At 57.7% G+C, this 12,675-nt stretch carries 11 protein-coding genes; 7 read left to right on the top strand and 4 right to left on the bottom strand.

Translation table 11 applies throughout. The features are described from left to right. The first annotated feature begins 272 nt into the window (after nt 1-272). Nucleotides 273-1,580 (top strand): MATE family efflux transporter, encoded by a 1,308-nt coding sequence (locus tag E0E37_RS18240; RefSeq protein ID WP_130864395.1) that lies wholly within the window; start codon nt 273-275, stop codon nt 1,578-1,580. On the opposite strand, the gene E0E37_RS18235 is transcribed toward E0E37_RS18240, so the two are convergent. From E0E37_RS18235 to E0E37_RS18220, 4 genes are all read right to left on the bottom strand, one after another. After that, a complete protein-coding gene (locus E0E37_RS18235; protein WP_130864394.1) occupies nt 1,577-2,857 on the bottom strand; it encodes a DHHW family protein in 1,281 nt (426 codons plus the stop codon). The genes E0E37_RS18240 and E0E37_RS18235 overlap by 4 nt on opposite strands. 12 nt (nt 2,858-2,869) lie before the next feature. After that, nucleotides 2,870-4,345, bottom strand: a complete 1,476-nt coding sequence (locus tag E0E37_RS18230) for an MBOAT family O-acyltransferase (RefSeq protein WP_130864393.1) — start codon at nt 4,343-4,345, stop codon at nt 2,870-2,872. A 73-nt stretch (nt 4,346-4,418) separates the two neighbouring features. Continuing rightward, nucleotides 4,419-4,973, bottom strand: a complete 555-nt coding sequence (locus E0E37_RS18225) for a DUF4358 domain-containing protein (RefSeq protein WP_165445447.1) — start codon at nt 4,971-4,973, stop codon at nt 4,419-4,421. 105 nt (nt 4,974-5,078) lie between these two features. After that, nucleotides 5,079-5,978: a GDSL-type esterase/lipase family protein gene (locus tag E0E37_RS18220; protein ID WP_130864391.1), complete on the bottom strand. Its 900-nt coding sequence runs from the start codon at nt 5,976-5,978 to the stop codon at nt 5,079-5,081. 362 nt (nt 5,979-6,340) lie between these two features. On the opposite strand from E0E37_RS18220, the gene E0E37_RS18215 reads away from it, so the two are divergent. The 6 genes from E0E37_RS18215 (at nt 6,341) to E0E37_RS18190 (ending at nt 12,623) form a co-directional block, all read left to right on the top strand. Further along, nucleotides 6,341-7,543, top strand: a complete 1,203-nt coding sequence (locus E0E37_RS18215) for a M20 family metallopeptidase (protein WP_165445446.1) — start codon at nt 6,341-6,343, stop codon at nt 7,541-7,543. 176 nt (nt 7,544-7,719) lie between these two features. Then, nucleotides 7,720-9,024: a polysaccharide deacetylase family protein gene (locus E0E37_RS18210; protein WP_130864389.1), complete on the top strand. Its 1,305-nt coding sequence runs from the start codon at nt 7,720-7,722 to the stop codon at nt 9,022-9,024. 111 nt (nt 9,025-9,135) lie between these two features. Further along, nucleotides 9,136-9,768, top strand: coding sequence for a GerMN domain-containing protein (locus tag E0E37_RS18205; RefSeq protein WP_130864388.1), 633 nt, complete (start codon nt 9,136-9,138; stop codon nt 9,766-9,768). Next, nucleotides 9,761-10,315, top strand: a complete 555-nt coding sequence (locus tag E0E37_RS18200) for a M48 family metallopeptidase (RefSeq protein ID WP_130864387.1) — start codon at nt 9,761-9,763, stop codon at nt 10,313-10,315. The genes E0E37_RS18205 and E0E37_RS18200 overlap by 8 nt, the downstream gene beginning before the upstream one ends. A gap of 1 nt (nt 10,316) precedes the next feature. Further along, nucleotides 10,317-11,387 carry an ADP-ribosylglycohydrolase family protein gene (locus tag E0E37_RS18195; RefSeq protein WP_130864386.1) on the top strand — a complete coding sequence of 357 codons (1,071 nt, stop codon included), beginning with the start codon at nt 10,317-10,319 and terminating at the stop codon, nt 11,385-11,387. Between the two features lie 66 nt (nt 11,388-11,453). Then, nucleotides 11,454-12,623 carry an iron-containing alcohol dehydrogenase gene (locus E0E37_RS18190; RefSeq protein WP_130864385.1) on the top strand — a complete coding sequence of 390 codons (1,170 nt, stop codon included), beginning with the start codon at nt 11,454-11,456 and terminating at the stop codon, nt 12,621-12,623. Nucleotides 12,624-12,675: the final 52 nt, after the last annotated feature.

Here is a 12,675-nt window from a genome sequence, read left to right as displayed (position 1 = left end):
AGAGACGGGCCGTGGCGCAGATTTTTCTTGAAACCGCCGCGCCTTTGTGGTATGCTCATCTCACTTGAGTTGATATGCAGCTAAATGACAACACGCCGTTTCGCCACCGGGTGAAGCGGGCTGTGCCTGGGTACATTCCGTTAGGTCTTAGAAGGAATGGTCCGGGTATTTTTTTGTATTTCGACAGTATGACGGCAGGCCGGAAAGGGCTGCGGCGTCAGGGAGCAGAGCAAGGGGACAGATTTGTGAAAGCGGGGAAGACGGAGGAAGAAATGGATCGGAAAAGACTGCAGATGGATTTTATGAAGTATGTGGGACTGAATGTGGCCGGAATGCTGGGCCTGTCCTGCTATATTCTGGCAGATACATTTTTTATCGCCAGGGCGCTGGGGGCCGACGGTCTGACGGCGCTGAACCTGGCTATTCCGGTGTACAGTCTCATCAGCGCTGCGGGATTGATGCTGGGGATCGGCGGGGCGGCGAAATACACGGTGCTGAGATCCAGAGAACAGGACGGGGAAGCAGACCGGATCTTTACTTCCACAGCGATGCTGGGCCTTTCGGCGGGACTGCTGATCATGCTGGCAGGGGTGTTTTTCTCCAGTCCCCTGGCTGAAGTTCTGGGCGCGGATCAGGATACGCTGGGGCTTACCAACACCTATCTGAAGGTGGTGATGTCTTTCGCCCCGTTTTTCATCGCCAACAATATTTTGATCGCCTTTGTGCGCAACGACAGAGAACCGCGGCTGGCCATGGCTGCGATGCTGGCGGGAAGCCTCAGCAACGTGGTCCTGGATTATGTGCTGATGTTTCCGCTCTCCATGGGGATCTTTGGCGCGGCCTTCGCCACAGGGCTGGCCCCCATGATCAGCATGGGCGTGCTCTCGGTGCATATCCTGAAAAAGCGGAACGGATTTCATCCGGTGAAGTGTATTCCGGAACTGAGACAGGTAAAGTCGGTGCTGGCACTGGGATCGTCCACCTTCGTGACGGAGGTCTCCTCAGGGATCGTGCTGGTGGCGTTCAATCTGGTGATATTGAGTCTGGAGGGAAATGTGGGCGTGGCCGCCTACGGGATCGTGGCCAATGTGGCGCTGGTTGCGGTGGCGGTGTTTACCGGAATGGCGCAGGGAGTCCAGCCTCTTGTGAGTCAGGCGGTGGGAAGAAAGGACGGGGAGACGCTGAAGCGGCTGCGGAGATATTCGGTGACGCTGGCCGCGGCGCTGGCGGTCCTGATCTACGCGGCGGTCAATGTGAGAGCGGATCAGGTGGTGAGCCTGTTCAACAGAGAGGGGGACGGCGCGCTGGCAGCCATCGCGCTGGAAGGGTTCCGCATTTATTTTGCAGGTTTTTTATTTGCGGGCGTCAACATTGTGGCCTCGGCCTTTCTCAGCGCGGCCGAACGGCCGGGGGCCGGCTTTGCAGTATCGGTCACCAGAGGACTGGCAGCGATCCTGCTGTTCGTGCTGATCTTGCCGGGCCTTCTGGGAATGAACGGCGTCTGGCTCTCCTTTGTCTGCGCCGAAGCTGCGGCCGGAGCGATCACGGCGGCCGCGCTTCGCAGAATGGACCAGATCTAGTTCAGCTTCAGCTGAGTCAGGTACGCCAGATTTTTATCGCTGGAGAAGGATTCGATATTGTAGAGAAACATCACGTCCGTAAAGCCGGCGGGCGAAACGCCGCCGGCTGCGTCTCCGGTTCCGTCTCCCGGCGCTGGCAGCAGCTTTCCGTGGGAATAGCGCAGATCAGTGATATAGATCTCCTCAAAGTGGAGAGCCAGGAAGGGGACCATGCAGTTGGCATAGGAATCCTTGATGAGCAGCAGCTTCCGGCCGTTTTTGACCGGGGTCTCGACGCGCAGCTGCGGGTCGTTGCCGCCCAGAAAGTAGGCGTACTGATCTTTTGTTTTAAGAAAAGCAGGATCATAAAAGCTGTCCCGGATCTCTATTTCGGCCGGATCCGCCGCATCCTTCCAGACGGTGATACGGCAGGGGCCGACGGGCTCTTTCGGCGTATAGACGGCGATGGGATCAGGAAGGACTGTGTAGCCCGGCGCTTTGGCCTGATTGGTGCCAAGGAAGCTGTGGGAGACTGTCTCGCGCTGAAAAGAGTTCCGGCTGGCGGGGGTGAAGCCGTTGTCCTGGGCCCATTGGCGGTAAGCCAGATAAGCGCCGTCGGTGGTCCAGTGGTGGTCGGTCCGGTAATACAGCTGCCCTTCGCCGTCCGCCGGTTCATCTCCGTACTCTCCCGCGGGATCTTCCCCGCCTGGGGCGGAGGCTGCGGAGCGCAGTTGAGCAAGAGGGTCGGTAAAGATCAGACCGGGAACCGCAGCGTGAAGGAAGTCCGCCGCCCGCCTGAGAGCCGCCGGTTCATCGGAGACCGGAGCGTGGGGAGGAAGTTTATCCGACAGCACGGACTGAGCCGTGGGGGCCAGCAGGACGGACAGGCGGAGCCGGGGATCTCTTTCCAGGGCTTTGGCCGCAAAGTCCGAGACCAGCTTTAAGGCTGCGGTCTCCTGAGTTTCGTCGATCTGGCTCATGGGAAACAGATAGCCGTCTTTCCCAAAATACACGCGGCCGTTGTCCTGCCGCAAAAGGGACAGATCGGCGGCCGTTTTTATTTTCATAAAGCCGTCGCGGAACAGAAACTGGTCGGAAGCGTAGTCGTCGAATTCGCTCATCCATTTTCCAGAACGGATCTGTTCGAAAGACAGCGGCGGAAATGCTGCAAGGCTGCGGTTTTCCATCTCGGAAAAATCCTTCCGGGGCAGGAGGATATTCCACAGGGAGATCCCGGCGATGAGCGCGATGAAGACCAGCGCCGGAAGAACGGCGCAGGGATCACACTTTTTTTTCATAGGACGGCCCTCCTAAAACCGAAAGTACAGAAACGGATTATACGATGATGATACCAGGTAAGCCACGGACAGGAGCAGGACGGCGGCCATGCCCGCGCTTCGGACCAGCCCCGCGGCCGTTTGGGGGAGACCGCCGCTGAGGCGGATCCAGAGCCGCTTGGGAAGGGGAGTGGAGCCGATCATAAGCAGAAGGAAGAACAGAGCGTGGTTCTGCAGCAGATACAGGCCCGTTCCATCGCTCAGCGGCCCGCCGGAAAGTCCGGAGAGGGAAGCCAGAAAAGCGGCTGCTCCGGAGAGGTCGTCCGCGGAAAAAACAGCCCAGCTGACGATGACGAAGAACATGGTGTAGACGTGCCGCAACAGGGCGGGAGCCCGCTGAAGCGCCCGCAGGAGAAAGAGCTTTTCCGCGATGAGAAGGACGCCGAAATAGACGCCCCAGACCAGAAAGTTCCAGCTGGCCCCGTGCCAGATGCCGGTCAGGGCCCAGACTGCCGCGATATTGCGCAGCTGCAGAAGTGTTCCCCGGCGGTTTCCGCCCAGAGGAATATAAACGTATTCCCTGAACCAGGAGCTGAGCGTAATGTGCCACCGCCGCCAGAATTCCGTGATGCTTTGCGAGATATAGGGGTAGTTGAAGTTTTCCGGAAAATGAAATCCAAACATGCGGCCCAGGCCGATGGCCATGTCGGAGTAACCGGAGAAATCAAAGTAGATCTGCATGGTAAAAGCCAGCACGCCGATCCAGGCGGAGAGCACGGATATGCCGGAACCGGCGCCGCCGGACTGCATGGCCTGTTCGAACACGGCTCCGGCGCTGTTGGCCAGCAGCACCTTTTTTCCCAGACCCGCGGTAAAACGCAGGGCTCCCTGGGAAAAGCCGGCCAAAGAATGGCTTCGGAGGGTCAGTTCCTCCGCGATGGTCTGAAAGCGTACGATAGGCCCGGCGATGAGCTGCGGAAAGAGCGCCACATACGTTCCAAAGGCCACGAAACTTTTCTGGACCGCCACCTTTCCCCGGTACAGGTCGATGATGTAGGACATGGCCTGGAACGTATAAAAAGAGATGCCCAGAGGCAGCGGAAGATCGGGGTCTGCGATGTGAAGACCCAGCGCAAGATTCAGGTTTGCGATAAAAAAGCCTGCGTACTTGAAAAAGCCCAGCAGAGCCAGGTTCAGCGCGCAGGCCAGAATGAGCCGTCTGCGTGCGGCGGGACTTGTCCCTTGATAGCCCGTGGTCTCAGCGCACCCTGCTGCGTTCAGACCGGTCTTTGTATCACCGGCCAGCGCCCGGTGAATGCTCAGACCCAGCAGGTAGTTGGCCAGGATGGAAAAGAGCATGAGAAACACATACACCGGCTCTCCCCAGGCATAAAAAAGAAGGCTCGCCGCAAAGAGAACCGCGTTTTTTCCTCTGCGGGGAGCCAGTGCATACAGGGCCAGAACGACAGGCAGGAAATAAAACAGAAATACAAGACTGCTGAATATCATAAAATCATTTGCTCCATTCGGTCATTTTTTTACCCGGAGCTTTCGCTCCGGGCAATCATTCTTGGCGGCAGGGCTACTTTCCGTACTGTGCGATGATATTTTCCGCGCCGGAATTGTCGTCGGATACACAGACGATGATGTAATCGCCGATCTCCTTGATGACAGGCTCCGCCAGCTTGTCGAGCTCCTCCGGAACGTAGTTTTCAAATCCGTCCCTCTGAGCCTGAATGTGAGCGTCCACCGCGCTGCGGATCCCTTCAAGTTTGTCGGCGGAAGCCGCGTGGATGATGGTGATCTCCTCTGCGGTAGCGCCGGTGCTGCTGATCATGACCTCCCGGTCCACGTCCTCCTCGGTAAGACCGTAAAGCATGTAAAATACGGCGGAATCCACCTCGCTCATGGTATCCTTGAAGGCGATGCCTTCCTGCAGTTCCAGCGCCAGTTTATCCATATCGATGGTCACCGGCTGATCGCTGTCGCCGCCTCCGCAGCCGGTGAGCGCCAGCGACAGAAGGAGCAGTGCGGAAAGCAGGAAAACCGCCGGGGCGGTAAGCCTGCGGGAAAACCTGTTGGCAGCAGCTGCGGATCTGTCCAAGTCTTTATCGTATTGTCCGTGCCGTTTGTTCATTGCGGTCATCTCCTCTCGTTCGCCGCCGGGGTCCGGCGCCGCTTTCTATAGTCAAATACGGGCGTTAAAACGGAGCGTGTCCGGGCATGCCGGATATCAGCTGGATCACTGGTTCTGGCGCAGGTAGTCAGCCCATTTCAGGCAGTAATCCCTGTTCAGATGAACGCCGTCCGTGGCGGCTTCATCGGGCAGCACGCCGTTTTCGTTTTCAACCGCTTCGCGCACGTTCAGATAAGTCACGCCTTTTTCGGCGGCGAGAGCGGAGATCAGTTCATCGTAATAATCGATGCGGTCATTGCTGTAGATTTTGCTGGTCCTGGACGTTTCCTCGGAGACGGGCAATACGGACTGGAGATAGATCTTCGCCTCCGGGTTTACCTGGCGGATCAGATCGATCAGCTCGCCGTATTTTTCTGTGAACACCTCCGGGTATACCCAGCCCAGCTCATTTGCGCCAAGCATGATATAGTATTTGCCGAAACTGTTTTTTCTGATGGCGTCGGCGATGGTAATTTTTCCTCCTCCGGATCTGACCAGAGGTTTGCTGAAGACTTCTTTTACATTGAGATTTTTAAAGCCGTAGTAAGTGGCGTTCGTTATGCCGCCGTGCAGCTGAAAACCTTCCGTCAGCGAGTCTCCGATAAAGAGAGCGTCGTCGAAGTAACTGTCTTCGGCGGAACTCTTCTGAGACTGCGCGTCTTCCGTTCCCCCGGCGTCTGCCCCGGGAGCTTTGGGCGCGCCGTCGGTCCTTTCGGCTGCGTCGCTCCCGCCGGCGTCGGAACGATCTGTCTGATCCGCGTTTTCATCTGTCTTTGGGGCGGCGGCTCCGGCGGGATCTCTGCCGGGATCGTCGCTCTGCTGACCGGCGTTCTCCTGATCTGAAGGCGGGCCTCCCGCCGTGCTGCTGGCCTGTATGGAGCCGCCTCCGCAGCCGGTGAGCAGAGCGCCCGTCATCAAGGACACAGCAAGTAAAGCGGCCAGAGCCGCGCGTTTTCCCTTTATCATATCCAATCCCCTTTATCATCGTAAATCCGTCTGTTTTTTTCGTCCATGGAATAGACGGAGATCAGCCGGAAAAAGTTCTAAATATTTTAGAGAAAAATCAATTGATCCGCATGACGGATCCTGTCTCTTTCTGTATTCATTCTATCACAGATCGACTCGTTTTTTTAGCGGTATTTATAGGATTTATTCAGGGATCGGGCAGAAAAAACTGCCGGAGGGCACGGGCTGTTGAAAGATGGCCGTTTCTCGCCTTCGGTTGCAATTTTTGCCGCATTTATATAAAATAGAGTTCAGTCAGATCAGACCATATGGACCCGCCGGAAAAGGCGGAATGCCATAGAGGAAGAGATGGAGGCTGGGATATGAAATATGAAAACAGCGGACAGGCCGGCGGCTGCGGAAAAAGCGCGGCCGCTCTGCTGAAGGAGCTGATCCGGATCCGAAGTATGAGCGGGGAGGAGAACGAACTGGCGGAGTTCGTGGCCGGAAAGCTGGAGAACATGGGAATGAAGGTGTACCGGGACCGTCACGGCAATCTGTACGGGGAGTATTCCTTCGGAGACGCAGAAGGGCCGGTCATTTTACTGAATACCCATCTGGATAATGTGCCGGTGGGCGACGGCTGGGAGCGCGGTCCTTTCGCCGCGGAAGAGGAAGATGGCGTCATCTGGGGCAGGGGAGCCTGCGACCCCAAGGGGGCTATGGCCGCCATGCTGACTGCTGTGGACACTGTGGTCACGCAGCGGCCGCCGGAGGGCGGCCGGCGGCAGGGCAAGCTGATCTTTATGGGCGCCGTGGCGGAGGAGATATCGCCGCCCAGCGCGAAAGGCACGTGGAAAGCGGTGAAGGACGGGCTGGTGAAAGCCGATATGGCCATCTGCGGGGAACCCACCGACAATATTCCCTGTATCGGCGAGTTTGGAAAAATGGAATATGAGATCATAACCCATGGAAAGCCGTCCCATGGCAGCGCGCCGGAGAAGGGGATCAACGCTGTCATACACATGGCTCATCTGCTCATCGCGCTTGAGGAGCAGGCGGAGAGGCGCTGGTCCGATCTTTTGGGCCGCAAGGGGACGCTGAACGTGGGGACCATCTCAGGGGGCGTACAGATCAATATCGTGCCTGAGACGGCCAGAGCGCAGGTGGAACGGCGGCTGGTCCCCGGCCAGACGGCGGAAGGATCCCTGGCGGAGCTCCGGCGGATCTGCGACGGAGTCAAGGAAAAAATACCGGAACTGAACTATGAGATCAACGTCGCCGGCGAGGGAAACGCCGCCGTTATTTCCCGGGAAGAGCCCGCGGCGCGACTGATGCGGGAGAGCGTGGAGGCGGTGACCGGCAGAACGCCGGCAGACAGGGGCTTTGTAGCTCACGCAGACGCAGACTGGCTGATCACCTGCGGGAATATCCCCACAGTGATCTACGGGCCGGGGGCGCTGTCCGACGCCCATACATCCCACGAAAAAGTAAGGGCGGCGGACGTGGAGGAGGCCGCGCTGGTGCTGACGGAGTTTCTGGACCGGGCCCTTCGTCCGGCGGCGGGGGATCTCATGAAATCGTAATATAAGGACGTGGGGATCTGTGATATAATAACCGCAGGGCGGTTATTATACAGATTCTGTGCGCGGCGGACGCAGCCGTTTCGTATTCCGGGAACTTTATGAAAAACCATACGTCTCACTAATACAGAGCAAAGCGGGCAAACACGAGATAAAGGGTTCGGGAAAAGAGGGCGGAGATGAAGACGAATGTTCTGATCGCTGCGGGACTGACCGCGGCGGTCATCCTGGGAGTTTTTCTGTTTCAGGGCGCCGGGGAAGAGCGGGCGCGGGCGGAAGCGGCCGCTGCGGAGGCTGAGGCTGCCAGAGCGGCGCGCATGGAATTGATAACGGACGCGCTTTCCAAAGCGGAGCGGCTTTATCAGGGTTACTACTACGACGAGGCGCTTGCCGTACTGCGGGAAGATCCGGAGCTGAGCGCGGCGGCGGAGAGCGCCGGCGATGACGCGGCCGGTCTCATCGCGGCGAAGATCGGGGAGATCGAGACGGCAAAAGGATCGCTGGTCCGCTACGACGGGCCGGTGCACCATGTGTTTTTTCACAGTCTCATCGTCTATCCCCAGCTGGCCTTTGACGATAAGGGCCATCCGGCAAAGGGCTACAATATGTGGATGACCACGGTCAAAGAGTTTAAGGCTATGCTTCCGCTGCTGCGGGAAAAGGGCTATGTGCTCTACGATCTGAAAGAATACATACAGGAGGATCCCGAACATCCCGGCAGCGTGGTGCTCAGGGATATCTATCTGCCGGAGGGAAAGGTCCCGCTGGTCCTCTCTGTGGATGATGTGAACTACTATGATTATATGAAGCCGGACGGTTTTGCGGACCGGCTGGTGATGGGAGAAGACGGCCGGGTCTGGACGGAGGTGGAGACGCCGGAGGGCGTGAAGACCGTCACGCGGGACGGCGACGTGGTTCCGATCTTAGACGATTTTGTGGAACAGTATCCCGATTTTTCCTTCCGTGGAGCCAAGGGCACGCTGGCTCTCACCGGCTATGAAGGAGCCCTGGGTTACCGGATCACCGATGGTCTGCCCCAGGAGGCGGAATGGCAGCAGACCGTGAAGACCATCGCCGCCGCGCTGCGGTCGGAAGGCTGGAATTTCGCGTGTCACAGCTATACGCATAACAGTTCCTGGTTTCAGGCGGGCAGGGCCACGCTGGGGCAGGTGAAATACGATACGGACCGCTGGAAGGAAAAGATCGAGCCCTGGGTCGGGGAGACGGACATTTACATTTCCCCCTTCGGTTTTACGTGGAAGAACAGCGATCCACGATATCGTTATATCATCGGTCAGGGGGGCTATCGGATCTTCTGCTCTGTAGGAAACAGTAGAACGATCAGAAATAATGGCGATCATATTGTCATGCCAAGAGTGAACCTGGACGGTTATACTATGAATAGGAGAGCGGAGGAGGTTAAGACCTGGTACTTCGATGTGCGGGATGTGCTGGACACAGCCCGGCCGCCGCTTGAGCTCTGATGCTTCCGGCAGGGGAACGATCTCTGCGGACTTTGACCCGGAAAGGGGCCGGACATGAGAGCATAAACAGGGGATAAGGGATGCCCGAAAGGGCGGAAAGGGGAGAGAAACATGAATAGAAAAAGGAAAAGTGAGATCGGAAGAAGCAGGGCGGGGCGCAGATGGCTGGCCGCGGCTCTGTGTTTCGCCGCGGTATTGGCAGGGGCCATGTTCGCCGGATGCAGCGACAGCGAGGCAAACCCGGGGACGCTGGGGGACGGAGAGCAGAATTACCAGGTGGAGCTCTACTATGTGAATCAGGAGTATGTGAATGAGGGCGACGAATCGCTGGGGCATCTGATGCCCGAGATGGACGCCACGATCACGGCCACTCCCGGAGCCGTCTATCTGGAAACCCTGAAGGCTCTTTCACAGGTGCCCGACGGCGATAACTATACCACGATGCTGAGAGACAATATTAAGGTGGACGGAGCGTCCCTTGATGAGGATGGAAAAACAGTGACGGTGGACTTCATGTCTCAGGGTCTCTCCGGCGGATCCACGGAAGAATCTCTTCTGGTGGAACAGATCGTGCGGACGCTGACCGAATCCTTCGATCAGGTGGAACGGGTGCGGTTCACAGTGGGCGGCGCGCCGGCGGACACGCTCATGGGACATCTGGATACTACGGTGCCCTACGGCATACAGGAGGTAGACAGCGGAGAGGGAGAGGACGTGGAGATGGTGATGCCGCTCTATGAATAGTTACAGACTGGTCCGATGCCGGAGAAAGACGGTGGCGATCTATGTGCGGCCTGACGGGAGCGTGGAAGTGCGGGCTCCCTTCCGGGCGAAGATGGACTTTATAGAGGCCTTCGTCAGAGAAAAAGAAGGCTGGATCAGAAGCACGCAGCAAAAGATGGCGGATCGGAGAGAGCGGCGGCAGGTGATCCAGCTCTCTCCGGCTCAGGTCCGGACAGCGAAAAAACAGGCGAAAGAATATCTGACCCGGCGGTGCGAGTATTTTGCTCCGCGGATGGGCGTGGATTTTTGCAGCGTCAAAGTGAACTCCGCCAGAACGCGGTGGGGCTCCTGCACGTCGGCGGGCAATCTGAACTTTACATATCGCCTGATCTTTGCGGAGCCGGAGCTGATCGACTATATCGTGGTCCACGAGCTGGCCCACCGGCGGGAGATGAATCATTCGCCGGAGTTTTGGGCAGTGGTGGAAAAAGTATTGCCTGATTATAAAAAACGCAGGGCGGCGCTGCGGGAGTTCCAGCGGGACATCTCGATCGAAGAAGGAGACTGACGTGAAAAACAGCAAGGATTATTACAGAGGCTGCCTGCTGGGCGGCGCTGTGGGCGACGCGCTGGGGTATCCGGTGGAAATGCTTTCAAATGAAGAGATACAGAACAGCTACGGGGAAAAAGGGATCCGCCGGCTGGTGCTGGACAGCACCAGCGGCAAGGCGTTGATCTCCGACGACACGCAGATGACCACTTTTACGGTGGACGGTCTGCTCTGGGCCGATTCCAGGGCAAAGGAGCGGGGCATATACGGCTATACGCCCTGCATCTTTTACGCTTATCAGAAATGGCTGTATACGCAGACGGGATATTTCGCGGACAAGAACTATGAATTTCTGCTGAAGGGCGAAGTGCTGGAGTGGGAAGAACTGTACACTCAAAGGGGACCCGGGCGCACCAGCATACCCACCCTGGCGGGATGCATCAACGGAAAGTACGGGACTATGACCAACCGCATCAACGGCAGCAAAGGATCGGGAGCGGTCATGCGCGCCGCGCCGGTGGGCCTGTATTTTTACGATGATTCAAAGATGGCCTTCAAGATCGGCTGCGAGAGCGGGGCGATCACCCACGGACATCCCAGCGCATATCTTCCGGCAGGCGTTTTGGCCTACGTTATCGCAGAGATCATTTCGGGGGCCAATCTGGAGAGCGCGCTGGCAGGAGCGCTGGAAGAACTGCAGCGGTATGAGGGTTTTCAGGAGACGCTGGAAGCGGTGACGCGGGCCGTCAGCCTGGCGAAAAGCCAGGATCAGACGCTGGGAAAGAGCGATCAGGCCGCGGCGGATCTGCTGGACATCGCGGCCATCGGCGGCGGATGGACGGGAGAAGAAGCCCTGGCTCTGGCCGTCTACTGCGCTATGCGTTATCCCAATGATTTTGAATCGGCCATGTATCTGGCGGTCAATCACGACGGCAACAGCGATACGGTGGCTGCGATCTGCGGCAATATACTGGGGGCTTACCTGGGAAGCATGGAGATCCCGTTTAAATGGATCCTGCAGGTGGAGCTGGCGGATCTGATGGTCCACGGCGCGGACAAAATGATTCGCGCTTTGCAGGAAGAAGAATAGGAATCTGAAATCTACAAAAACTACCTCCTGACACACGTTATTTCAACGCATACAGGAGGTTTTTTTATGAGGTTTACAATTCCGAGAGATATTTATTTCGGCCGCGGCTCCCTGGCCGCGCTGAAAGAGCTGAGAGGAAAGAAGGCGGTCATCGTCACCGGCGGTCAGTCTATGGAGCGTTTCGGTTTTCTGGGACAGGCGCGCAGACATCTGGAAGAGGCGGGAATGGAAATCGCCGTATATGAGGGAGTGGAACCCGATCCCAGCCTGACCACAGTCAAGCGGGGAGCGGAGTTTATGGAAAAAGAGCGGCCGGACTGGATCGTGGCTCTGGGCGGAGGTTCTACCATCGACGCGGCGAAAGCCATGTGGATCTTTTACGAGTATCCGCAGACCGATTTTGAAAAGATCAAAGAACCGTTCAGCCTTCCGGAGCTGAGACAGAAGGCGCGTTTCGCGGCCGTTCCGTCTACTTCGGGCACGGCGGCGGAAGTCACCGCCTTCTCCGTCATCACCGATGAGACCACGGGGATCAAGTATCCTCTGGCCGATTACAACATCGTGCCGGACGTGGCGGTCCTGGACGCGGAACTGGCCGACCGCATGCCTGCGGAACTGGCGGCCCATACGGGCATGGATGCGCTGACGCACGCCGTCGAGGCATATGTGGCAAGAAACGCTTCCGATTTTACCGATCCGCTGGCTCTGCAGGCCATCAGGATGGTATTCCACAACGTGGTGAAATCCTACGAAGGAGATAAGGAAGCGCGTACGAAAATGCACGACGCCCAATGTCTGGCGGGCATGGCGTTCACCAACGCGCTGCTGGGCATTACCCACAGCATCGCCCACAAGACCGGACATATTTTCGGGCTGCCCCACGGACTGGCCAACGCCATCTATCTGCCCTACGTGATCGCTTTCAACGCGGAGGACGCCCGGGCCCGCGAAAAATACGCGCAGATCGCAAGAGCGGTGGGAGTGGAAGAAAAGGATGAGGAAAAACTGGTGGATAAACTGGTTGAATTCATTCAGGCCATGTCAGACGCCATGAAGATCCCTCAGTCGCTGAAAGAATACGGCGTGCCGGAGGACGAGTTCCGCCTGAGGGTAGACGAGATCGCCGCGGAGGCCGCGGCCGATCCCTGCACGTCGTCCAATCCCAGACTGGCGGACAAAGAGGACATCAAAAAGCTGCTGCACTGCATCTATGAGGGAAAAGCGGTGAAGTTCTGATAAAAGATCAGAACTGGAGAAGACCAGCGAAGGCCGGCGGAGACCGGCGAAG

The sequence above is a fragment of the Bacilliculturomica massiliensis genome (genome assembly GCF_900605495.1).
GTDB classification, from domain to species: Bacteria; Bacillota; Clostridia; order Peptostreptococcales; family Anaerovoracaceae; genus Bacilliculturomica; species Bacilliculturomica massiliensis.
This window is presented reverse-complemented; position numbering and strand designations above follow the sequence as displayed.